At 75.9% G+C, this 21,778-nt stretch carries 20 protein-coding genes and 1 riboswitch; of the genes, 12 read left to right on the top strand and 8 right to left on the bottom strand.

Going from position 1 to position 21,778, the window contains the following annotated elements:
- Nucleotides 1–43 precede the first annotated feature (43 nt).
- A complete protein-coding gene (locus ACI79X_RS16245) occupies nucleotides 44–382 on the bottom strand; it encodes an Rv2175c family DNA-binding protein (protein WP_457026451.1) in 339 nt (112 codons plus the stop codon).
- Nucleotides 383–466: 84 nt separating this feature from the next.
- Here ACI79X_RS16245 and ACI79X_RS16240 point away from each other — a divergent pair, with 84 nt between their 5' ends.
- The 6 genes from ACI79X_RS16240 to ACI79X_RS16215 all read left to right on the top strand — a co-directional run bounded on the left by ACI79X_RS16240 (nucleotide 467) and on the right by ACI79X_RS16215 (nucleotide 7,891).
- Complete coding sequence (locus ACI79X_RS16240) at nucleotides 467–1,276, top strand: TIGR02587 family membrane protein (RefSeq protein WP_457026450.1); 810 nt, start codon at nucleotides 467–469, stop codon at nucleotides 1,274–1,276.
- Nucleotides 1,277–1,287: 11 nt separating this feature from the next.
- Nucleotides 1,288–1,704, top strand: coding sequence for a hypothetical protein (locus ACI79X_RS16235; protein ID WP_457026449.1), 417 nt, complete (start codon nucleotides 1,288–1,290; stop codon nucleotides 1,702–1,704).
- Between the two features lie 39 nt (nucleotides 1,705–1,743).
- Nucleotides 1,744–1,827: riboswitch (ZMP/ZTP riboswitch) on the top strand.
- 25 nt (nucleotides 1,828–1,852) lie between these two features.
- Nucleotides 1,853–3,310, top strand: a complete 1,458-nt coding sequence (locus tag ACI79X_RS16230; RefSeq protein ID WP_457026448.1) for a glycine hydroxymethyltransferase — start codon at nucleotides 1,853–1,855, stop codon at nucleotides 3,308–3,310.
- 134 nt (nucleotides 3,311–3,444) lie between these two features.
- Nucleotides 3,445–5,457, top strand: a complete 2,013-nt coding sequence (gene pknB / locus ACI79X_RS16225; protein WP_457026447.1) for a Stk1 family PASTA domain-containing Ser/Thr kinase — start codon at nucleotides 3,445–3,447, stop codon at nucleotides 5,455–5,457.
- The gene (locus tag ACI79X_RS16220) at nucleotides 5,454–6,332 is read left to right on the top strand and encodes a deoxyribonuclease IV (RefSeq protein ID WP_457026446.1); all 879 of its coding nucleotides are present in this window, start codon (nucleotides 5,454–5,456) and stop codon (nucleotides 6,330–6,332) included. Before pknB ends, ACI79X_RS16220 begins: the two co-directional genes overlap by 4 nt.
- A gap of 377 nt (nucleotides 6,333–6,709) precedes the next feature.
- Nucleotides 6,710–7,891, top strand: a complete 1,182-nt coding sequence (locus ACI79X_RS16215; protein WP_457026445.1) for a S8 family peptidase — start codon at nucleotides 6,710–6,712, stop codon at nucleotides 7,889–7,891.
- A gap of 44 nt (nucleotides 7,892–7,935) precedes the next feature.
- Here ACI79X_RS16215 and ACI79X_RS16210 read toward each other — a convergent pair whose 3' ends face one another.
- The 3 genes from ACI79X_RS16210 to ACI79X_RS16200 are packed head-to-tail and all read right to left on the bottom strand — an operon-like array spanning nucleotide 7,936 to nucleotide 11,318.
- Nucleotides 7,936–8,946, bottom strand: coding sequence for a threonine aldolase family protein (locus ACI79X_RS16210; protein WP_457026444.1), 1,011 nt, complete (start codon nucleotides 8,944–8,946; stop codon nucleotides 7,936–7,938).
- Nucleotides 8,939–10,267 (bottom strand): class II 3-deoxy-7-phosphoheptulonate synthase, encoded by a 1,329-nt coding sequence (locus tag ACI79X_RS16205; protein WP_457026443.1) that lies wholly within the window; start codon nucleotides 10,265–10,267, stop codon nucleotides 8,939–8,941. The genes ACI79X_RS16210 and ACI79X_RS16205 overlap by 8 nt, the downstream gene beginning before the upstream one ends.
- A gap of 28 nt (nucleotides 10,268–10,295) precedes the next feature.
- Entirely contained in the window at nucleotides 10,296–11,318 is a 1,023-nt protein-coding gene (locus ACI79X_RS16200; protein ID WP_457026442.1) for a 6-phosphofructokinase, read from the bottom strand.
- A gap of 91 nt (nucleotides 11,319–11,409) precedes the next feature.
- On the opposite strand from ACI79X_RS16200, the gene ACI79X_RS16195 reads away from it, so the two are divergent.
- Both ACI79X_RS16195 and ACI79X_RS16190 read left to right on the top strand, forming a co-directional pair.
- Nucleotides 11,410–11,817: a PaaI family thioesterase gene (locus ACI79X_RS16195; RefSeq protein WP_457026441.1), complete on the top strand. Its 408-nt coding sequence runs from the start codon at nucleotides 11,410–11,412 to the stop codon at nucleotides 11,815–11,817.
- 173 nt (nucleotides 11,818–11,990) lie between these two features.
- Complete coding sequence (locus ACI79X_RS16190) at nucleotides 11,991–14,120, top strand: Cache 3/Cache 2 fusion domain-containing protein (RefSeq protein WP_457026440.1); 2,130 nt, start codon at nucleotides 11,991–11,993, stop codon at nucleotides 14,118–14,120.
- Between the two features lie 49 nt (nucleotides 14,121–14,169).
- Here the strand turns inward: ACI79X_RS16190 and ACI79X_RS16185 are convergent, their stop codons facing one another.
- The 3 genes from ACI79X_RS16185 to ACI79X_RS16175 all read right to left on the bottom strand — a co-directional run bounded on the left by ACI79X_RS16185 (nucleotide 14,170) and on the right by ACI79X_RS16175 (nucleotide 17,010).
- The gene (locus tag ACI79X_RS16185) at nucleotides 14,170–14,658 is read right to left on the bottom strand and encodes a polyadenylate-specific 3'-exoribonuclease AS (protein ID WP_073422376.1); all 489 of its coding nucleotides are present in this window, start codon (nucleotides 14,656–14,658) and stop codon (nucleotides 14,170–14,172) included.
- 25 nt (nucleotides 14,659–14,683) lie between these two features.
- Nucleotides 14,684–15,979: a cation:proton antiporter domain-containing protein gene (locus ACI79X_RS16180; protein ID WP_457026439.1), complete on the bottom strand. Its 1,296-nt coding sequence runs from the start codon at nucleotides 15,977–15,979 to the stop codon at nucleotides 14,684–14,686.
- Nucleotides 15,980–16,107: 128 nt separating this feature from the next.
- On the bottom strand, nucleotides 16,108–17,010 hold the full coding sequence (locus ACI79X_RS16175) for a short-chain dehydrogenase/reductase (protein ID WP_457026438.1): 903 nt from the start codon (nucleotides 17,008–17,010) through the stop codon (nucleotides 16,108–16,110).
- A gap of 103 nt (nucleotides 17,011–17,113) precedes the next feature.
- Between ACI79X_RS16175 and ACI79X_RS16170 the strand changes: the two genes are divergently transcribed.
- From ACI79X_RS16170 to ACI79X_RS16160, 3 genes are read left to right on the top strand one after another with little or no spacing between them, the layout of a single operon-like run.
- Nucleotides 17,114–18,622, top strand: coding sequence for a flavin-containing monooxygenase (locus ACI79X_RS16170; protein ID WP_457026437.1), 1,509 nt, complete (start codon nucleotides 17,114–17,116; stop codon nucleotides 18,620–18,622).
- Nucleotides 18,619–19,560, top strand: coding sequence for an alpha/beta fold hydrolase (locus ACI79X_RS16165; RefSeq protein ID WP_457026436.1), 942 nt, complete (start codon nucleotides 18,619–18,621; stop codon nucleotides 19,558–19,560). The genes ACI79X_RS16170 and ACI79X_RS16165 overlap by 4 nt, the downstream gene beginning before the upstream one ends.
- An 11-nt stretch (nucleotides 19,561–19,571) precedes the next feature.
- Nucleotides 19,572–20,159, top strand: a complete 588-nt coding sequence (locus ACI79X_RS16160) for a TetR/AcrR family transcriptional regulator (protein ID WP_457026435.1) — start codon at nucleotides 19,572–19,574, stop codon at nucleotides 20,157–20,159.
- On the opposite strand, the gene ACI79X_RS16155 is transcribed toward ACI79X_RS16160, so the two are convergent.
- The gene (locus tag ACI79X_RS16155) at nucleotides 20,156–20,902 is read right to left on the bottom strand and encodes a lysophospholipid acyltransferase family protein (protein ID WP_457026434.1); all 747 of its coding nucleotides are present in this window, start codon (nucleotides 20,900–20,902) and stop codon (nucleotides 20,156–20,158) included. The genes ACI79X_RS16160 and ACI79X_RS16155 overlap by 4 nt on opposite strands.
- A 160-nt stretch (nucleotides 20,903–21,062) precedes the next feature.
- On the opposite strand from ACI79X_RS16155, the gene ACI79X_RS16150 reads away from it, so the two are divergent.
- Nucleotides 21,063–21,773: a hypothetical protein gene (locus ACI79X_RS16150; RefSeq protein WP_457026433.1), complete on the top strand. Its 711-nt coding sequence runs from the start codon at nucleotides 21,063–21,065 to the stop codon at nucleotides 21,771–21,773.
- Nucleotides 21,774–21,778 lie beyond the last annotated feature (5 nt).

Genomic DNA, 21,778 nt, shown 5'->3' with positions numbered 1-21,778 from the left:
ATCGGCGACCGGTACGTGCGTGTCGCTCCCCGTACCTCGTGGGTCAGAAGGCGAGCGCCTGCGCGCGCCGGGTGACCTCGGTGTGCCGGTCGCCGCGCAGCGCCTCCACCGGCGTGCCCGGCAGCGACTCGTCCTCGCGGAACAGCCACTCGAACACCTCGGCGTCGGTGAAGCCGCCGTCCTTGAGCACGGTGATCAGCCCCGGCAGGTGGCGCAGCACGGCGCCGTCCTGCAGGAAGTCGGCGGGGATGCGGCTGTTGCCGCTGCCCGGCACGGCCATGAGCTTGCCCTCGCGGACCAGCTGCCGGACCTTGTTGGGCGAGACCCCGAGCGCGTCGGCGACCTCCGCCGGCGTGAGGGTCTTCATCTCGTCGGACTGCACGCTCCGAGCCTAGGACGCCGGGGCCGCCGACCGGGCGGCTGCCAGACTGCTCCCCCGGACCACCACCGAGCGCACCTGGGGAGCATGGCCACCGAGTCGGAGGGACGCGTCCTCCTGCAGGGCACCGGGCGGGCACTGGGCGGCGCCCTGCTGTTCGCGTCCCCGATCTTCATGACGATGGAGGTCTGGCAGCTGGGGCTCGTCGTCCCCCGGTACCGGCTGGCCCTCCTCACGCTGGCGACCGTCGTGCTGGTCCTGCTGCTCACCCGCTTCTTCGGCGCGACGACGGCCCGGGAGGGCTGGCGCGGCATCGTCACCGACGCGGGCATCGCCGTCGTCATGGCGGCCGTCGCGGCGACCCTCGTCCTCACCGCCCTCGCCGTGCTGTCCCCGCTCCCCGAGTGGCGCGACGCGCTCTCGGTGCTGGCGATCGAGTTGCTCCCGGCCGCGGTCGGCGCGTCCTACGCCCGGGGACAGCTCGGCCGCACGGCGCGGCCGTCGCGGGTCACCGGCTACGCCGACGAGCTGTTGCTCATGGCCGCGGGCGCGGTCGTCTTCTCGGCCAACATCGCGCCCACCGAGGAGGTGGTCCTGCTGGCCGCGCGGACCGGCCCGTGGCACGCGCTGGCACTGGTCGGGCTGAGCCTCGTCCTCGTGCACGGCTTCGTGTACTCGGTGGGCTTCAAGGGGCAGGAGGCGCCCACGGGCGGCATCGTGCGGACCTTCGTCGTGTTCACCGTCGTCGGGTACGTGCTCACGCTGGCCACGTCGGCGTACCTGCTGTGGACCTTCGGCCGGTTCGACGGCACGGGCGCGGGCGCGGCCCTCACCCAGTGCGTCGTCCTGGCCCTGCCCGGCAGCCTGGGGGCCGCCGCTGCCCGGCTGGTGCTGTGAGGAGGACGGACATGGCGGACGACGGTCCGGAACGGGCGGCCGGGCACAGCGCGGCCGACCGGCCGACGCGCGGCGAGTACGCCGTCGGCACGTTGGGGCTGCTCCTCGTCCTGGCGCTGCTCGCCTTCCTCGGGTACCAGGCGCTGGCGGTCCGGCAGACCGGACCGCAGCTCACCGCCACGGTCACGGGCATCGAGCAGGTGGAGGGCGGGTGGCAGGCCCGGTTCACGGTGCGCAACACCGGTGGCGCCGCGGTCGCGCAGGTGGAGGTGACCGGGACCCTCGAGTCCGGCGGGACGAGCGAGGAGGCGACGGCGACCCTCGACCACGTACCCGCGCAGAGCTCCCGCGGCGGCGCGCTGCTCTTCACCACCGACCCGCGCTCGGGCCGCCTCGAGGTGCGTCCCGTCGGGTACGCCCTCCCCTGACCGGCGGGACACGCCGGACCGTCTCCCCGGCTACCATCGCGGGCGGGCCGTGACTGGCGCATCGAGGTGGGGCACCACCGGGGAGCGGCCTGCACCTCCCCGCCGGGCGCCTGGGCACCGCTGACGACGACACCCGCCAGGAGCCCCCATGAGCGACGTGACCCCCTCCTTCGACGCCGCCGCCGCCGCGTCCACGGCCTACCGCAGCGCGCTGTCGGTCATCGCCGAGGTCGAGCCGCGCGTGGCCGACGCGATCGGCGCCGAGCTGGCCGACCAGCGCGGCTCGCTCAAGCTCATCGCGAGCGAGAACTACGCCTCCCCCGCCGTGTTGCTCACCATGGGCAACTGGTTCAGCGACAAGTACGCCGAGGGCACCGTCGGGCACCGCTTCTACGCCGGCTGCCAGAACGTCGACACCGTCGAGGCGCTGGCCGCCGAGCACGCCCGCGAGCTGTTCGGCGCCCCGCACGCCTACGTCCAGCCGCACTCCGGGATCGACGCCAACCTGGTCGCGTTCTGGGCCGTCCTCGCCCAGCGCATCGAGTCCCCCGCCCTCGAGCGGGCCGGCGTCCGGCACGTCAACGACCTCACCGACGAGGACTGGGCCGCCCTGCGCCACGCCCTCGGCGACCAGCGGATGCTCGGCATGAGCCTCGACGCCGGCGGCCACCTCACCCACGGCTTCCGCCCGAACATCAGCGGCAAGATGTTCGCCCAGTCCTCCTACGGCACCGACCCGGAGACCGGGCTGCTCGACTACGACGTCGTCGCCGCGCGTGCCCGCGAGTTCCGCCCGCTGGTGCTCATGGCCGGCTACTCGGCCTACCCGCGCAAGGTCGACTTCGCGAAGATGCGCGAGATCGCCGACGAGGTCGGCGCGACGCTGATCGTCGACATGAGCCACTTCGCCGGCCTGGTCGCCGGGAAGGTCTTCACCGGCGACTTCGACCCGGTGCCGCACGCCCACGTCGTCACCAGCACCAGCCACAAGTCCCTGCGCGGCCCGCGCGGCGGGTTCGTGCTGGCCCAGCCCGAGTACGCCGACGCCGTCGACCGCGGCTGCCCGATGGTGCTCGGCGGGCCGCTGCCGCACGTCATGGCCGCCAAGGCCGTCGCGTTCGCCGAGGCCCGCCGCCCGCAGTTCGCCACCTACGCGCAGACCGTCGTCGACAACGCCGTCGCCCTCGCCGAGGGTCTGTCCCGCCGCGGCGCGACGCTCGTCACCGGCGGCACCGAGAACCACATCGTGCTGCTCGACGTGTCCGGCTTCGGCCTCACCGGCCGCCAGGCGGAGTCCGCGCTGCTCGACGCCGGCATCGTCACCAACCGCAACTCCGTCCCGGCCGACCCCAACGGCGCCTGGTACACCTCCGGCGTCCGCCTCGGCACCCCGGCGCTGACCACCCGCGGGTTCGGCGCCGCCGAGTTCGACCGCACCGCCGAGCTCATCGTCGACGTGCTCACCAACACCACGCCGACCGCCACGCGGGACGGGTCGCCGTCCAAGGCGAAGTACGTCGTCGACGGCGGCCTGGCCGACAAGACGCGCGCCGCGGCCGCCGAGCTCGTCGCCGCCCATCCGCTCTACCCCGGCCTGGAGCTCTAGCCCCGGCCCACGCCACGACCAGGGGACCCGGTCCCGGCGCGCCCTCCCGTGACCCGTGTGACGGGAGGGTGCGCCGGTCCGGCACCTGCGCGTGTGTCCGCCGATCCCGCGCCGGGCGCTCCTAGACTCGACCCGTGGACACCGCCGTGACCGACCCCGTGGTCGGCCTCGTCCTCGAGGGGCGCTACCGCCTCGAGGAGCGGGTGGCGCGCGGCGGCATGTCCACGGTCTACGCCGCCACCGACCTGCGGCTGCACCGCACGGTCGCGGTCAAGGTGATGGCCGAGCACCTCGCGCACGACCCGACCTTCGTCGACCGGTTCATCCGCGAGGCGCGCGCCGCGGCGATGCTCAGCCACCCCAACGTCGTCGGCGTCAGCGACCAGGGCAGTGACCAGGGCCTGGTGTTCCTGGTCATGGAGCTCGTCCGCGGCCGCACGCTGCGCGACCTCCTGCAGGCCCGCGGCCGGCTCACCGTCGGCGAGGCGTTCGCCGTCCTCGAGCCGGTGCTCGCCGGGCTCACCGCCGCGCACCGCGCCGGGATCGTGCACCGCGACGTCAAGCCGGAGAACGTGCTCATCGGCGTCGACGGCTCGGTCAAGGTCGCCGACTTCGGGCTGGCCCGCGCGCTGACCGGCACCGGCCAGACCAGCCACACCGGCGGCGTGCTCATCGGCACCGTCGCCTACCTGTCCCCCGAGCAGCTCGAGCGCGGCCGCGCCGACGCCCGCAGCGACGTCTACGCCGCGGGCCTCGTGCTGTTCGAGATGCTCACCGGCCACCCGCCCTACGGCGGCGACACCCCGCTCGCGGTGGCCTACCAGCACGTCCACCACGACGTCCCCGAGCCCTCCTCCGAGGTGCCCGGGATCCCGTGGCAGGTCGACGAGCTGGTCAAGCGCACCACCCGCCGTGACCCGGCCGTCCGGCCGCTGGACGCGGGCGCCTTCCTCGCCGACCTCGAGGACGTCCGCACCGACCTGGGTCTGGCCCGCGTGCCGGTGCCCACCGGGCGCAGCTCGGCCGGCCCCGGCACCCTCCGCCCGACCAACCGGCCCTCGCGCCGGCACCCCTCCGACCCCGGCCGCGACGCCGGCCGTGACGCCGGCCGCGACTCGGAGCCCGGCACCGAGGTGCTCGGCGCCGGGCGCTCCTCGCGCGGCGGCCGCACCTCGATGCTGCCCGGCATGGGCGCCGGCCCGACCACGGACGTCGGCGGGCGCCGCCCGGCCCCCGCGACCCGGCCGGGCCTGTCCCCGCACGTGCGCAGGCGGCGGATGCGCCTGGCGGTCGCCGTCGTGCTGCTGCTCGCGGTCACCGTCGGCGCGGTCGGCTGGTGGATGGGCTCGGGACGCTGGACGCAGGTGCCGAGCGTCGTCGGCAGCGACCGCGCGGCCGCCGTGGACCTGCTGCAGGGCGCGGGCCTGGACCCGGTGTTCGCCGAGGACGAGTTCAGCGAGACCGTGCCCGAGGGCGTGGTCATCTCCGCCGACCCCGAGGGCGGCGAGGCGATCCGCAACAGCGACGTCGAGCTCGTCGTCTCCAAGGGCCCCGAGCGGTTCGTCGTGCCCACCGACCTCGTCGGGCAGCCGGTCGAGGTCGTGCGCGAGCAGCTGCGCGAGACGCCGATCCTCCTGAGCGAGCAGCAGGACTACAGCGACGACGTCCCGGTCGGCTCCGTCACCCGCTTCGAGCCCGAGGCCGGCACGCAGCTCACCCGCAACCAGCCGGTCACCGTCTTCGTCAGCCAGGGCCGGGCGCCGGTCGACGTCCCCAACGTCATCGGGCAGGGCGCCGACGCCGCGCAGGAGAACCTCGAGTCGCTCGGCTTCACCGTCACGCGCACCGACGGCCGGAGCGCCGACGTCTCCGCCGGCGCGGTCATGGCCGTCGACCCGGCACCGGGCACCGAGGCGCCCTACGGCAGCGAGATCACCATCCAGGTGTCGCAGGGCGTGCCGCAGGTGACCGTGCCCGACGTGGGCGGGGAGCGCGCGGCCGACGCCATCGCCACCCTCGAGGGCGCGGGCCTGCGGGTGACGACGTCGACGTTCATCACCGGCGACCGCGTCTACCGGCAGAGCCCCGCCCCGGGCACCGTCGTCGACCAGGGCAGCGAGGTCAGCCTGCTGCTCAGCTTCGGGTGACCCCGCCCCCGATCGGGGCGCACATCCAGGTCGCCGGCGGGCTGGCCACCGGAGGGCTGCGCTACACCGACGACGTCGGTGCCCGGGCCGTGCAGGTGTTCGTGGGCAACCCGCGCGGCTGGAAGCGCAGCGCCGGCGACCCCGCGCAGGACACCGCCTTCGTCGAGGGCCTCGCCGAGCGCGGCATCCCGTCGTTCGTGCACACGCCGTTCCTGGTCAACGTCGGCTCCCCCACCGCGGCCACCGTCGACCGGTCCATCGAGACCATCGCCGCCGACCTCGCCCGCGGCGCGCAGCTCGGCGTCCGCGGCGTCGTCGTGCACGCCGGGTCGGCCGTCGACGAGGACCGCTACGAGGCCGCGCTGCGCCAGCTGCACGAGCGGCTGCTGCCGGTGCTCGACGCGCTGCCCGACGACGGCCCGCGGCTGCTGGTCGAGCCGACGGCCGGCGGCGGGCGCTCGCTCGCGGCCACCGTGGAGGACCTCGGGCCCTACCTCGCGGCCCTCGACATGCACCCGAAGGTCGGCGTCTGCCTGGACACCTGCCACGCGTGGGCCGCCGGGCACGACCTGGCCACCCCGGGCGGGACGACGGCGGTGCTCGAGGCGCTGGAGGCCACCGTGGGCCCGGGCCGGCTCGGGCTGGTGCACGCCAACGACTCCCTCGACGAGCGCGGCTCCAAGCGGGACCGGCACACCACGATCGGCGAGGGCTCGATCGGCGCCGCGGCGTTCGGCGAGCTGCTGACCCACCCGTCGATGGCCGGGGTCCCGGTGGTCGTGGAGACGCCGAGCGCCGACCGCGGCCACGCCCGCGACATCGCCCTCCTGTGCGCCCTCCGCGACGGCCGTCCCGTGGAGACCTCCGCCGCCTGAGCGGCGGCCGCTCGCCGGGGCGCGGTGATCACCTCCCGTCCAGGGTCGTCCTGGGCCTCTCCGGACCACCGTGGACGCGTGGTGATCACCGGCCTGTGGACGACGCCCGCGCGAGCCGGCCCCGGACGGGCACGCTGCCGCGGTGCCCGAGCCGCCCCTGGACCTCCTGCGCGGGCCCTTCCGCGGGAGTGACGCGGTGCGCCGGGGGCTGCTGACCCGGGGTCGGCTCGGGCGGCCGGGAGGACGGCGCCCGGCGGACGGCGACACGCCCGCTCACCCAGCGCTTTCGCAGCCTCACTTGCGGTGATCTACGGCACCGCGTTGGCTCGCATGCCCGTGGTCGTCCGGCCGCGGAGAGCCACCCCGAGGAGACGTCCTTGCCCACTCGCCGCACCCTGGCCGCCGGCACCGTCGCCGCGCTGACCATCGCCGGCCTCGGCGCCACCGCGGGCACCGCCGCCGCGGCCCCGCCCGACGGCGGCCCCCGCGCCACCTACGTCGTCACCGTCGACCGCTCCGTCCTCCCGGCCCAGGCCGCCGACCGGGCCCGCGGCCTCGGCGGCCGTGTCGAGCACGTCTACACCTCGGCCCTGACCGGCTTCGCCGTGACGCTGCCCGAGGCGGCGGCCGCCCGGCTGTCGGCCCTGCCGGGGGTCACCGCCGTCGAGCGCGACCAGGTGGTCACCGCCGACGGCACGCAGCCGAACGCCCCCTGGGGCCTCGACCGCACCGACCAGCGCGCCCTCCCGCTGAGCACCACCTTCGGCTACACCGCGACCGGCGCCGGCGTGACCGCCTACGTCATCGACACCGGCATCGAGACCGACCACGTCGACTTCGGCGGGCGGGCGGTCTCCGGCTTCGACGCCGTCGACGGCGGCGCGGCCGACGACTGCAACGGCCACGGCACGCACGTCGCGGGCACCGTCGGGGGCACGACCCACGGCATCGCGAAGGGCGTGCGGCTGGTCGGCGTCCGGGTGCTCGACTGCGCCGGCAACGGCACGACGGCGGGTGTCGTCGCGGGCATCGACTGGGTGACGGCGAACCACGCGGCGGGCGCCCCCGCGGTGGCCAACATGAGCCTCGGCGGCGGGGCGAGCACGGCCATCGACACCGCGGTCCGCAACTCGATCGCCGACGGCGTCACCTACGCGGTGGCAGCCGGCAACGGCAACGCCCGCGGGGTCGCGCAGGACGCCTGCGCCTCCTCCCCCGCCCGGGTGCCTGCCGCGCTCACCGTCGGCGCCACCGACCGCACCGACACCGCGGCGTCGTTCAGCAACCACGGCGCCTGCGTCGACCTGCTCGCCCCGGGCGTCGGCATCACCAGCGCCTGGCACACGAGCACGTCGGCGACCAGCACCATCAGCGGCACGTCGATGGCCACGCCGCACGTCGCCGGTGTCGCCGCGCTGTACCTGCAGGGGAGCCCGGCCGCGACACCGGCCACGGTCACCGGGGCGATCACCGCGGCCGCGACGCCGGACCGCGTGACGCTGTCGCGCACCGCGGTGCGGGCGGGCACGCCCGACCGGCTGCTGTTCAGCTCCTGGTGAGCCGGGGCCCTGCCGGCCGCCGCGACGGCGGCCGGCAGGTGCCCTCAGCGGTCGAGGAGGGCGGCGAGGACGTCGCCCGCGCGCTCAACGGCGGCGCGGTCGACGTCGAGGTGCGTGACCAACCGGACGCGGCGCGGGTTCACCTGCGACACGAGCACGCCCTGGGCCTTCGCGGCCTCGGCCACCACGGGCGCGGGCACGTCGTCGACGACGACCATGTTCGTCTCGACCGTCGCCGGGTCGACGCCGAGCCGCTTGGCCAGCAGCCGCGCGTGCTCGTGGTCCTCGGCCAGCCGGGCGAGGTGGGCGTCCAGGGCGTACAGCCCGGCCGCGGCGAGCACGCCGGCCTGGCGCATGCCGCCGCCGAGGCGCTTGCGCCACAGCCGGCCGGCGGCGATCCGCTCGGCGGAGGCCACCAGCACCGACCCGACCGGCGCGCCCAGCCCCTTGGACAGGCACACCGACGCCGTGTCGGCGAGCCGGCCGTAGGTGGCGAGGTCGATCCCGGCGGCGACGGAGGCGTTCCAGATCCGGGCGCCGTCGAGGTGCACGGCGACGCCGGCCTCGCGGGACCAGTCCCACAGCCGCTGCAGCTCGCCCAGCGGCTGCACCCGGCCGCCGCCGCGGTTGTGGGTGTTCTCCACGGCGACGGCGGCCGTGGCGGTCAGGTGCCAGTCGCCGCGCGGGCGCACCTGCCCGATGAGCGCGCCGGCGTCGAGCAGCCCGCCGTCGGAGACCACCGTGCGGGTGGAGATGCCGAACACCGCGGCCGCCGCACCCATCTCGTAGGTGACGACGTGCGCGTCGGCGTCGCAGAGCACCTCCTGGCCGGGCTCGCAGACCAGCCGCATGCCGATCTGGTTGCCCATGGTCCCGGAGGGGACGAACAGCGCCGCCTCGTGGCCGAACAGGTCCGCGACCCGCTCCTCCAGCGCCCGGACGGCCGGGTCCTCGCCGTAGACGTCGTCGCCGACCTCCGCCTCGGCCATCGCCCGGCGCATCGCCGGGGTGGGCCGGGTGACGGTGTCCGACCGCAGGTCGATCAGGTCAGCCACGCAGCATCTCCGCCACGAGGAAGGCGAGCTCGAGGGACTGCCCGGTGTTCAGCCGCGGGTCGCAGGCCGTCTCGTACCGGCTGTTGAGGTCCTCGTCGCTAATCTCCATGGCGCCGCCGAGGCACTCGGTGACGTCCTCGCCGGTGAGCTCCACGTGGATGCCGCCGGGCCAGGTGCCCAGGGCCCGGTGCACGTCGAAGAAGCCGAGCACCTCGTCGACGATCCGGTCGAAGTGCCGGGTCTTGTAGCCGGTCGAGGACTCGTGGGTGTTGCCGTGCATCGGGTCGCACTGCCACACGACCTGGTGGCCGCTGGCGGTGACCTTCTCCACGATCGCCGGGAGGACGTCGCGGATCTTCCCGTTGCCCATCCGGCTGATCAGCGTGAGCCGGCCGGGGACGCCGTCGGGGTCGAGCCGCTCGACGAGCTCGGTGGCCTGCTCCGGGGTCGTCGTCGGCCCGATCTTGACGCCGATCGGGTTGGCGATCCGCGACATGAACTCCACGTGGGCGCCGTCGAGCTGGCGGGTGCGCTCGCCGATCCAGACGAAGTGCGCCGACGCCGCGAAGGGCCGGCCCTCGTGGTGCCGCAGCAGCGCGGCCTCGTAGTCGAGCACCAGCGCCTCGTGGCTGCTGTAGAGCTCCACGCCGCGCAGCGCCGTGTCGTCGACGCCGCAGGCCTTCATGAACGCCAGCGCCCGGTCGATCTCGCGGGCGATGACCTCGTAGCGGACGCCGGCCGGCGAGCTCGCGACGAAGTCCTTGTTCCAGTCGTGCACGGCGTGCAGGTCGGCCAGGCCGCCCCGGGCGTAGGCGCGGATCATGTTCATCGCCGCGGCGGAGTTGGCGTAGGCGCGCACCAGCCGGTTCGGGTCGTGCACCCGCTTCTCGGGCACCGGCTCCAGCGAGTTGATCATGTCCCCGCGGTAGGACGGCAGGCCGAGGGCGTCGAGCTCGGAGGAGCGCGGCTTGGCGTACTGGCCGGCCACGCGCCCGACCTTCACCACCGGCACGCTCGCGCCGTAGGTGAGGACGACGGCCATCTGCAGCAGCGTGCGGGTGGTGCTCTGCAGGTGGGCGTCGGTGTTGAGGTCGAAGGTCTCCGCGCAGTCGCCGCCCTGCAGCAGGAAGGCGCGACCCTGCGCCACCTCGGCCAGGCGGCCGCGGAGCTCGTCGACCTCGCTGGGCGCCACGATCGGCGGCACGGTCGACAGGGTGGTCAGGACGGAGTCCAGGGCCGCGCGGTCGGGCCAGGTCGGCTGCTGGGCGGCGGGGAGCTCCCGCCACCGGTCGGCGGCGGGCGCGGACTGCGGCAGGTTCACGCCTGCGAGGGTACGGCGGTCCCGCAGGTCAGCCGAAGAACACCTCCGCCTCGGCGTAGCGCTCCAGCGGCACGAGCTTGAGCCGCGCGGTGGCCTCGGCGATGGGCACGGGCACGACGTCGGTGCCGCGCAGCGCCACCATCACCCCGGACAGGCCGGCGGCGAGCGCCTCCACGGCGGCCAGCCCGAACCGGGTGGCCAGCACCCGGTCGAACGCCGACGGGGTGCCGCCGCGCTGCACGTGCCCGAGCACCACCGCCCGCGACTCCCGCCCGGTGCGCTCCTCGAGGACGGCGGCGAGCGCGGCGCCGATCCCGCCGAGGCGCACGTGGCCGAAGGCGTCGGTCTGCCCGGTGGAGGTGACCAGGTCGCCGTCGGCCGGCCGCGCGCCCTCGGAGACGACGACGATCGGTGAGTACCCGGAGTCGAAGCGGTGCAGGCAGTGCGCCACCACCGCGTCGACGTCGAAGGGCCGCTCGGGCACCAGCACCACCGTGGCGCCCCCGGCCATCCCCGCGTGCAGCGCGATCCAGCCCGCGTGCCGGCCCATCACCTCGACGACGAGCGTGCGGTGGTGGCTGTCGCCGGTGGTGTGCAGCCGGTCGATGGCCTCCATCGCCACGCCGACGGCGGTGTCGAAGCCGAACGTGTAGTCGGTGCCGTCGAGGTCGTTGTCGATCGTCTTGGGCACGCCGACCACCCGCACGCCCTCGGCGGCGAGCTTCGCCGCCACCCCGAGGGTGTCCTCGCCGCCGACCGGCACCAGCGCGTCGACGCGGTGCCGCTCCAGCGTGGCCAGCACCCGCGCCGGCCCGTCGGGTGAGCCGTAGGGATTGGTGCGGGAGGTGCCGAGCACGGTGCCCCCGCGCGGCAGCAGCCCCCGGACGGCGGCCAGGTCGAGCGGGACGGCGTCGTCCTCCAGCAGGCCCCGCCACCCGTCGCGGAAGCCGACCACCTCGTCCCCGGCCGACGTGGCCCTCCGGACGACGGCGCGGATCACCGCGTTGAGGCCGGGGCAGTCGCCGCCGCCGGTCAGGATCCCGATGCGCATGCGTGCTCCCGGGGACGAACCGCAGGTCCGCGCGCGATCCTGCCGCAGATCGGGCCCGCCGAGGAGGGGTCGGACCCGGCAGGATCGCCGCGTGGACCCCGCCGCGCTCCTCGCCCAGATGCCCTTCGCCGTCACCGCCGGGGTGGAGCTCGCCTCCGCCTCCCCCGCCGAGGTCACCGGCCGGCTGCCGTGGGCGCCGGAGCGCTGCACCGCCGGCGGCGTGCTGCACGGCGGCGCGCTCATGACGCTGGCCGACAGCGTCGGCGGCATCTGCGCCTTCCTCAACCTCCCGGCGGGCGCGACGACGTCGACGCTCGCCTCGGCCACCTCGCTGCTGCGCGCCGTGCGGGGCGGTGCCGCGCACGCCACCGCCCGCCCGCTGCACGTCGGCCGCTCGACGATCGTCGTGCTCACCGAGGTGACCGACGACGACGGCCGCCCGGTGGCCTCGGTCACCCAGACCCAGGCCGTCCTGGGGCCCGCCCGACCGCACGGCTGATCGCCCCGCCCGATCCCCCGCCCGACCGCCCCGTCCCGGTCGCACGGCGGTCGCGGTCCGCACCGCCTGTCCCACCCGTCACAGCCGCGCCGGTTCCGGTACAGCCACAGCCGCTGCCTGCCGAACCGACCGGCGGGCCGGGAGGATCCCCGGCCCGGGAACAGGGGGACGACGTGCGACTGCCGGGCACCGGCCAGTGGGGCATCAGGACGAAGGTGGTCGCGCTGGCGGTCGCCAGCGTGGCCGTGACGGGTGGCGCCATGGCGGGGGTGAGCGCCTGGCAGAGCGCCCGCTTCGCCGACACCACGCACGAGTCGGTCACCGAGCTGGTGGACGACAGCGTGGCGCGGACCGCCGCCGGCGTGCACGACGTCGTCGCCACCCAGGGCCAGTCGACGGCCGCGGTGGTCGACAGCCAGCTCGCCGTCGCCCTCGACGTGCTCGCCCGCTCGGGCGGGCTGACCGTGGGCGGCCCCGGCGGGCCGGTGCGCTGGGACGCGAAGAACCAGCTCTCCGGCGAGGTCACCCCGATGGACCTGCCCCGGGTCACCGTCGGCGGCGCGTGGCTCGGCCAGAACGCCGACCCGGCCGTGCCCACCGCCGTCGTGGACCAGATCGAGGCGCTGGTCGGCGGGACCGCCACGATCTTCCAGCGGACGCCGTCGGGCGACATGCTGCGCGTGGCCACGAACGTCGTCTCGGCCACCGGCACCCGCGCGATCGGCACCTACATCCCGGCCACCAACCCCGACGGCGCGCCGAACCCGGTCGTCTCGGCGGTCACCGCCGGGCAGACCTACCGGGGCAACGCCTTCGTCGTCGACTCCTGGTACGTCTCGGCCTACACGCCGCTGCTCGACCGGGCCGGCCAGCTGGTCGGCATGCTCTACGTCGGCGAGAAGCAGCAGTCGATCCCGGCGCTGCGCGAGAGCCTCGAGGCGACCGGGGTCGGTGAGAACGGGCACGTCGAGGTCTGGGGCGGCACCGGCGACCGGGCGGGCACCGTGCTGGTCAGCCCCGGCGGGGAGCGCGACGGCGAGCAGCTGGTCGACGCCACCGACGCCGACGGGCAGCCCTACGTCCGGGAGATCGTCGAGGCCGCCGTGGCGCTGGAGGACGGCGCCCAGGCGACCGTGCACTTCACCGACCCCGAGGCCGGCGCGAGCACCGCGACCGTCACCTACTACGCGCCCTGGGACTGGGTGCTCGTGACGATCGCCCGCGACGCCGACTTCACCGGCCCGGTCGACCGGCTCGCCGACGGCCGCAGCGCGATGGTCACCGCCCTGGTGCTCGCCGCCGTCCTCGTCGCGCTGCTCGGCGGGGTCGTGGCCTGGCAGCTCGGCCGCCGGCTCACCGCGCCGCTGGTGCAGCTGCGCGCCCGGATGGCCGAGATCGCCGACGGCGAGGGCGACCTGACCCAGCGGATGCCGGTCACCGGCGACGACGAGGTCGGCCAGCTGTCGGCCGCGTTCAACCGGTTCGTCGAGAAGGTCGCCGGCACCATCCGCGACATCGGCGGCTGCGCCCGCCAGGTGGCCGCCTCGGCCTCCGGCGTCGCCGCGGTGGCCGACGGGCTGGCCGGCCGCGCCGCGCGCAGCCGCGACCAGGCGCAGGCGGCGCAGACCGCGGCCAGCGACATCAGCGCCGGGGTGTCGGCCGCCGCCGCGGGCGCGGAGGAGATGGGGCTGTCCATCTCCGACATCGCCCGCAGCGCCGGCGAGGCCGCCGAGGTGGGCCGCCAGGCCGCCGAGCTCGCCCGCCAGACCGAGGGCGCCATCGCCGCGCTGGGCACCAGCTCGGCCGAGATCGGCGAGGTCGTGCGGGTCATCGCCGCCGTCGCCGAGCAGACCAACCTGCTCGCGCTCAACGCGACGATCGAGGCCGCCCGTGCCGGCGAGGCGGGCAAGGGCTTCGCCGTGGTGGCCAACGAGGTCAAGGAGCTCGCCCAGGAGGCGGCCCGCGCCAGCGACGACATCGCCCGCCGGGTGGAGGCCATCCAGGCCGACACCGGCACCGCGGTCGGCTCGATCACCCGCATCGCCGAGGTCGTGCACGCCATGAACGACCACCAGCTGACCATCGCCAGCGCGGTGGAGGAGCAGTCGGCGACCACGCGCGAGCTGACCCGCAGCGTCGCCGCGGCGGCCGAGGGCGCGGGGTCGGTGTCCTCGACCCTCACCGTGGTGAGCACCGACGCCCGCGACAGCGCCGCCGACGTCGACCGGGCGCACGCCGCGGCGGTGGAGCTCGACGGCCTGTCGCAGGAGCTCACCCGCCTGCTCGCCGTCTTCACGGTGTAGCCGCGCACCTCCGCGGAGGTGTCCCCGTCGAGGCCGTCCGGGCCCCCGCTCAGCGGGCCCGGGCGGCCTCGATCGCGTTCCAGCGGGCGAGGTTGTAGCGGGCGTCGACGAGCGCGTCGTGCGTGCCGGCCGGCTTCGGCGGGAGCGCGGGCTGCCCGGCGTCGTCCCAGCGCTGCCGCAGCTCCCGCGTGAACCGCGGGACCGCACGCGGCAGCGCCGTCATCGGGCCCCACAGCTGGGCGAGGGCCACGTGGTCGTAGGCGGCGAACCAGGCCCACAGCTCCACCTCCTCCCCCGGTCCGGTGAGGAAGGCGAGGAGGTCGTCGCGGATGCGCCGGCGGTCGCGCCAGGCGCGGTCCGACGGCGGCGGCAGCTGGTCGAGCACGTTGCGGCGCACCCACGGGATGGCGCGGCGCTCGTCGAACTCGGTGCTCACCGCGTAGAACTCGCGGCCGGTCTCGTCGACGACGCCGATGGAGACGAGGTCGATCGTCGTGCCGTCCTCGATGAACTCGGTGTCGTAGAAGTAGCGCCGCACGCCGACCACCGTAGGTGCGGCGATCTCAGGCGGCGGTGACGGGCGCGGCCTCGGCCGTGCCCGTCTCCGCCCGGGCCAGGGCGGCCCGCCGCCGGTCGAGCCACCACATGACCGGTCCCGCCGTCACACCGTGCAGCACCACCGATCCCACGACGACGAGGACCGTGACCGACCACAGCTGCTCCCCGCCCGGGATCTCGGCCTCCGACAGGCCGTAGGAGAGGTAGTAGAGCGAGCCGATCCCCCGGACGCCGAAGAAGGCGATGACCGCGCGCTCGCCCCGGCCGGTCCGCCCGCCGGCCAGGCCGAGCCACCCCGTGAGGGGGCGGACGACGAGCAGGACGGCGGCGGCGAGCACGACCTCGGCCCAGCCCACCCCGGCCAGGACGCCGCGGGCGAGCGCTCCGCCGACGAGGACGAGGACGACCACCGTCAGGAACCTCTCGAGCTGCTCGACGTGGGCGTGCAGGACCTGGTGCCGGCCGTGGGCCCGCTCGGCGGCGCGGATGGTGCAGGCGCAGACGAAGACGGCCACGAACCCGTAGCCCTCGACCAGCTCGGCGAGGCCGTAGGTGAGCAGGACGGCGGTGAGGACGACGAAGCCCTCCGCCCGCTCCGCGAGGCCGGCCCGCTCCGCGGGGCGTGAGAAGAACAGCACGCGCATCAGCCAGCCGCACCCGGCACCCACGGCCACACCTGCGAGCAGCCGCCACACCAGGTCGACGGCCAGCCACTGGGCCAGCCAGCCGCCGGGTGCCGCGCCGGCGGCGGCGACGGCGATCGCCGCATAGGTGAACGGGAAGGCGAGACCGTCGTTGAGGCCCGCCTCGGAGGTGAGCGCGAAGCGCGCCTCGTCCTCGCTGTCGCAGTCCTCCGTCGGCTCCCCCACCTGGACCTCGGTGGCCAGCACCGGGTCGGTGGGCGCCAGCGCGGCGGCGAGCAGCAGCGCCGCGGCCGCGCCCAGCCCGAGCAGCCACCCCCCGAGCAGCGCGATGGCCGCGACGGTGAGCGGCATCGTCACTGCCAGCAGGCGCCAGGTGGTGCCCCAGCGCCGCCAGCCGACCGGCCGGTCCAGCGCCAGCCCCGCGCCCAGCAGCGACACGATGACGACGAGCTCGGTGAGGTGCACCGTCACGGCCTCGTGCTGCACCGGGTCCGGCGTGGGCAGGTCGTCGACCAGCGCGAACGCCAGCGCCCCGAGGCCCACGAAGACGATCGGCAGCGACAGCGGCCGCCGGTCGAGCAGGCGCGGGAGCAGCGCGGCGAGCAGGGCAGCCGTCCCGGCCGCCGCGTAGGCCAGGCCCGTGGGCTCCAGGCTCACCGTCGCCTCCCGGACGGAGGGGGCACGGTCCGGGGGCCGGGGGCTGCTGGGCTCACCGGCCCATCCTGCGGGGATCGGACGTGCCCCGCCCGGCGGGACGCGACCGACTCGGGCCGGGCCGGGCCGGCTCAGCCGGCCCGGCGCCCGCCCAGGGACGACCGGCCGAACTCCCGGCCCTGCAGCGCGGCGATGTCCCGCTCGAGCTGCGGCACCCGGGCGGCCGACAGCCTGACCATGACCCGCTCGGCCACCGCGCCGGTGACCGCCTGGCGCAGCGCCGAGACGACGCCGACCGAGCGCGGCACGAACACCCGGCGCCCGCGGGTCTCCAGGTTCTCCACCAGCGCCTCGGCGCAGTCCTCCACCGACGTGAACGCCCCGAGCGGCCCCGGCAGCGACCGGCGCGTGGCGGCGAAGGTGGGCAGCGCCTCCTCGGTGTCGCGCACAAGGTCGGTGTCGATCCACGTCGGGTGGGCGCTGGCCACGGTCACCCCGCGGTGGGCCACCTCCAGCCGCAGGGCGTCGCCGAAGCGCTCCAGCCCCGCCTTGGCCGCGCAGTAGGCGCTCATCCCCGGCAGCACGGTGAACGCCGCCGCGGAGCTGACCAGCAGCACGTGCCCGCGCCGCTCCGCGATCGCCGGCAGCGCGGCGTGCGCGGTGAGCATCGCGCCGATCAGGTTGACCTCGATGGTGCGCGACAGCGCGTGCGCCGAGCCGGTCATGACGGTGGTCAGCGGCGCGATGCCGGCGTTGGCGACCACGACGTCGAGGCCGCCGAAGGCGTCCACCGTCCGCGCGACGGCGGTGCGCAGCGCCTCGGCGTCGGTGACGTCGCACTCCACCCACAGGTGCCCGGGGCCGAGCTCGGCCGCCACCTGCGCGAGCAGCTCGGGCTCGAGGCCGGCCAGCGCCACGCGGGCGCCGCGGCGGGCGGCCCGCCGGGCGAGCTCCGCGCCGATCCCCCGGGCCGCGCCGGTGACCAGCACGACCTCCCCGGTGAGCGGGGTGCGGCTCCTGCGGAGCGGCGCCATCGGGACTCCCTCGGTCGGCGTGCTCCTCGTTGAGCACTGCTCAAGAGCCGTTGTAGCGTGCTGACCGTTGCTCAGCAAGCCGGACGACCGAAGGAGCTCCCTGGTGACGAGCACGCTGGACAGGCCCACCCCGGGCGCCGAGCGCACCCGCGAGGTGGGCGTCGCCGTCATCGGGTCGGGCTTCGCCGGCCTCGGGATGGCCATCGCCCTGCGCCGGCGCGGCGAGACCGACTTCGTGCTGCTCGAGCGCGCGCACGACGTCGGCGGCACGTGGCGCGACAACGCCTACCCGGGCGCGGCCTGCGACGTGCAGTCCAACCTCTACTCCTTCTCCTTCGCGCCGAACCCGGACTGGCCGCGCTCCTACTCCGAGCAGCCGGAGATCCAGGCCTACCTGCAGGCCACCGCCGACCGCTTCGACGTCCGGCGGCACTGCGTGTTCGGCGCCGAGGTCACCGCCGCCCGCTGGGACGACGCCGCGCGGCGCTGGGAGATCGAGACGACGGCCGGCCGGTTCCGCGCCCGCGTCCTCGTCTCCGCCGCCGGCGCGCTGGCCGACCCGGTGTACCCCGACATCCCGGGCCTGGCGTCCTTCGCCGGCACCGTCATGCATTCGGCGCGCTGGGACGAGGGCCACGACCTCACCGGCGAGCGCGTCGCCGTCATCGGCACCGGCGCCTCGGCGGTCCAGATCGTCCCGGCGATCCAGCCGCGCGTGGGCAGCCTCACCGTCTACCAGCGCACGCCGCCGTGGATCGTCCCGCGCACCGACCACCCGGTGTCCCCGCGCGTGCAGCGGCTCTACCGCTGGGTGCCCGGCCTGCAGCGGCTGGTGCGCGCGGTGCTCTACCTGGTCCGCGAGTTCCTCGTCGTCGGGCTGGCGAAGGACCGCCGGTTCCTGCGGCCCGTGGGCCGGGTGGCGCGGGCGCACCTGCAGCGGCAGGTCCGCGACCCGCGGCTGCGGCGCGCGCTCACGCCGGACTACACGATCGGCTGCAAGCGGATCCTGATCAGCAACGACTACTACCCGGCCGTCTCGGCACCGGGCGTCGAGCTGGTCACCGCGGGCATCGCCGAGGTGCGGCCGCACTCGGTCGTCACCGTCGACGGCGTCGAGCGACCCACCGACACGATCGTGCTGGCCACCGGCTTCGCCGTCACCGACCTGCCGATCGCCCGGCGGATCACCGGCCGCGCCGGGCGGACCCTCGCCGACGTCTGGGCCGAGGGCATGGTCACCAACCGCGGCAGCACCGTGGCCGGGTTCCCCAACCTGTTCCTGCTGGTGGGGCCGAACGTCGGCGTCGGCCACACGTCGATGGTCTACATGATCGAGTCGCAGGTGGCCTACGTCGACGACGCGCTGCGCACCATGGCCGCCGAGGGCCTGGCGGTCCTGGAGACCACGCCCGAGGCGCAGGAGGCCTACCGCGAGCTCGTCGCCCGCCGCTCCCGCGGCACCGTGTGGCTCGCCGGCGGCTGCGCCAGCTGGTACCTCGACCGGCACGGCCACAACACCACCCTCTGGCCGGACTTCACCTTCCGGTTCCGCAGGCTGACCCGGCGGCTGGACCGGGAGAACTACGTCGGCACCCCGGAGGCCGCCGCGTGAGCACCGACCTGCCCCTCCGCCTGCGCCGCACGGCCGCCGTCGCCACCGACGACGGCGCCCTGCTGCACGCCACCGTCGACGGCGGCGACGACGCCCCGGTCACCCTCGTCCTCGCGCACGGCTGGACGCTCTCCCAGGCCGCCTGGGACGACGTCGCCGCGCTGCTGGCCGGCCAGGTCGCCGACGGCCGGCTGCGCCTGGTGCGCTACGACCAGCGCGGCCACGGGCGTTCGAGCTGGGGCACCGCGGACGTCTCCATCGACCGCCTCGGCGCCGACCTGGCCACCGTCCTCGACCAGCTGGCCCCGACGGGGCCGGTCGTGCTCGGCGGCCACTCGATGGGCGGCATGACGATCATGTGCCTGGCGGCCGCCCGGCCCGAGCTGTTCGGCGACCGGGTCCGCGGCGTCGCGCTCGTCTCGACGTCGGCCGGCGACCTGCAGCCGGCCCCGCGCACCCGCGCCGAGCGGGTGCGGCAGCGGCTCACACCGGGCGCGCTGTCGCTGGCGCTGGCCGGCGCCCGCGTCGTCGAGCGGGCGCGCCGCCTGCTCCCGCCGGAGCACCCGCGGCACCGGGCGCTCGTGCGCGACCTGCTCTACGGCGCCGACGCCACGGACGAGGTGGTCCGCCGGGGCGCGGAGATCATGCACGCCACCCCCGTGCGGGCGTTCACGGCGTTCCTGCCCGCGCTCGGCGACCACGACAAGCGCACCGAGCTCGCCGCGCTCACCCGCGTGCCGGTGGAGGTGCTCGTGGGCGACAGCGACAAGCTGACCCCCGTGCGGCACAGCCGGCAGCTGGCCCGGGCACTGCCCGACGCGCGGCTGCAGGTGGTGCCGCGCAGCGGCCACATGCTCCCCGACGAGCGACCCTCGCTGGTCACCGCGTCCATCGCCCGGCTGCTCACCGAGGCCGCGGCCGCCCGGGCCGCCGCCTGAGCCGGCCGCCGGTGCCCGAGCCCCCCGCGGGTCCGCCCGCGCGCTCCCGCCGGTCGGCCGCCGACCGGCGGGAGCAGCTGGTCGGCATCGGCCTGCAGCTGCTGCCCACCACGCCGGTGCAGGAGCTGACCATCGACGAGGTGGCCCGGCGGGCGGGCATCAGCCGCAGCCTGCTGTTCCACTACTTCCCGTCCAAGCGGGACTACTACCGGGCGGTGACCCGGGCGGCGGCCGACCTGCTGCGCACCCACCTCACCCCGCCGGACGGGGTCCCGGCCGCGCAGCGCCCGGCGTGGATGCTCGACCGCTACGTCGGCTGGGTGGAGACCTACCGCGAGACCCACCTCGCGTTCGTCCGCGGCGCGGCCGGGGGCGACCCCTGGGTGGCCGAGGTCTACGAGGAGACCCGCGAGGCGCTCGTCGACCTGGGCATCGGCGCGCTGGGCGGCCTGGAGGACCCGCTGCGCCGGCAGCTCGTGCGCTCCTGGTTCGCCTTCACCGAGGACCTGGTGCACCAGTGGGTGCGCGAGCCCGCGACCAGCCGCGAGGAGCTGCTCGCGCTGCTCACCGACGTCCTGGGACGCCTGCTGGACCGCTAGCCGGCGAGGGTGTCGGGCGCGCGGTCGCCGGTCTCGCCGGCCGGGGGCGGCAGCAGGCCGGGCCGCCCGCCGGCGGCCAGCGCCTTCTTCACCGAGGCGCCGTAGACGTCGACGTACTCCTGGCCCGACAGCGTCATGACCTCGTACATGATCTCGTCGGTGATCGACCGCTCGACGAAGCGGTCACCGGCCAGGCCCTCGTAGCGGGAGAAGTCCAGCGGCTCGCCGAAGCGCACGACCACCCGCGGCAGCCGCGACCCGAACGGGATCCGCCGGGGCGTGTAGGTCATGGCCACCGGGACGACGGGGGCGCCGGTCTCCAGCGCCATGCGGGCGACGCCGGTCTTGCCGCGGTACAGGCGGCCGTCGGGCGAGCGGGTGCCCTCGGGGTAGATGCCGAGCAGCTTGCCCTGCCGGAGTATGCCGATGCCGGTGCGGATCGCGCCCTCGGCGGCGGTGGCGCTGGACCGGTCGATGGGCACCTGGCCGGCGCCGGAGAAGAACGCCCGCTGCAGGCGGCCCTTCACCCCGCGGCCGGTGAAGTACTCGGCCTTGGCCAGGAAGGTGACCCGCCGCCGCAGCGACAGCGGCATGAAGATCCAGTCGGCGGCCGACAGGTGGTTGCTCGCGAGGATCGCCGCGCCGTCGGCCGGGACGTGCTCCCGACCCTCGGCCCGCGGCCGGAAGACGAGCCTCACCGCGGGGCCGATCGCGACGAACTTGAGGAACCAGTAGAACAACACGCCTCCCAGTGGAACTGCCAGACTAGGGAGCCGGGCGTCCCGGCGACAATCGACCCCCCGGTCGCGCGCGTCCGCACCGGCCCCGACCGCCGTCCGCCGAGGAGGACCCCGTGGCTGCAGCGCCGACCCCGTCCCCGGTGCCCGGGCAGGGGTCGCCGTCGTGACGACCCCGCGACGCGGCCGTGGCCGCCGGGACAACGGTCTCGACGCGCCCCTGTGGGCCCCGCTGCGCGACGTCGACCCGCGGGTCGGCGAGCACCTGCTCGACGTGCTCCGCGAGGCCGGCATCGCCGCCTACCTGGAGCCGGCCGCCGACGTCGGCCCCTACACCCGCACCGTGTTCCTCCCCAGCCCGCCGGCCGACCGGCTCTTCGTCGACCGGGCGCGGCTGCGCGAGGGCCGCTCGCTGGTCGACCGGCACGCCGACGACCACGTCCCCGCCGCCGGCCCGGCCGCCGAGCGGCGCACCACCCGCCCCGACCTCGACGAGGACGCCGAGTGGCGGCGCATCGTGGCCGCCTACGAGGCCGAGCACGGGCGCACCGTCGTCGAGGAGCCCCGGCCCGCGCCGGCGCCGGCGACCGCCCCCGCCGAGGACCCCGCCGTCACCACCGCGGACGACGACGCCGACGAGGAGCACTACGAGCCGCCCCCGGCGCCGCCGGTGCCCGTGCCCTCGCCGTCGACGCTGTACGCCGTGCTGCTCGCCGCGGCCGGCATCGTGCTCGTCGGCGCCCCGCGGGTGCTGGGGCTGACCACCGACACCGGCCTGGTGCTCGGCGTCGCGGCCCTGGTCGGCAGCGCCGGGCTGTTCCTGTCCCGGATGCGCGAGCGCTCCACCGACGACGGCGACGACGGCGCCGTCGTCTGACGGGG

The organism is Geodermatophilus sp. SYSU D01119, from assembly GCF_054049975.1.
The sequence above is the reverse complement of the archived record's forward strand: the minus strand, read 5'-3'. Positions and strand labels throughout refer to the sequence as shown.

Excerpts from the sequence above, each read along its gene's own strand:
- ACI79X_RS16240 (WP_457026450.1), top strand. The coding sequence starts at position 467 with ATGGCCACCGAGTCGGAGGGACGCGTCCTCCTGCAGGGCACCGGGCGG.
- ACI79X_RS16235 (WP_457026449.1), top strand. The coding sequence starts at position 1,288 with ATGGCGGACGACGGTCCGGAACGGGCGGCCGGGCACAGCGCGGCCGAC.
- ACI79X_RS16230 (WP_457026448.1), top strand. The coding sequence starts at position 1,853 with ATGAGCGACGTGACCCCCTCCTTCGACGCCGCCGCCGCCGCGTCCACG.
- ACI79X_RS16200 (WP_457026442.1), bottom strand. The coding sequence starts at position 11,318 with ATGCGCATCGGGATCCTGACCGGCGGCGGCGACTGCCCCGGCCTCAAC.
- ACI79X_RS16175 (WP_457026438.1), bottom strand. The coding sequence starts at position 17,010 with ATGGCGCCGCTCCGCAGGAGCCGCACCCCGCTCACCGGGGAGGTCGTG.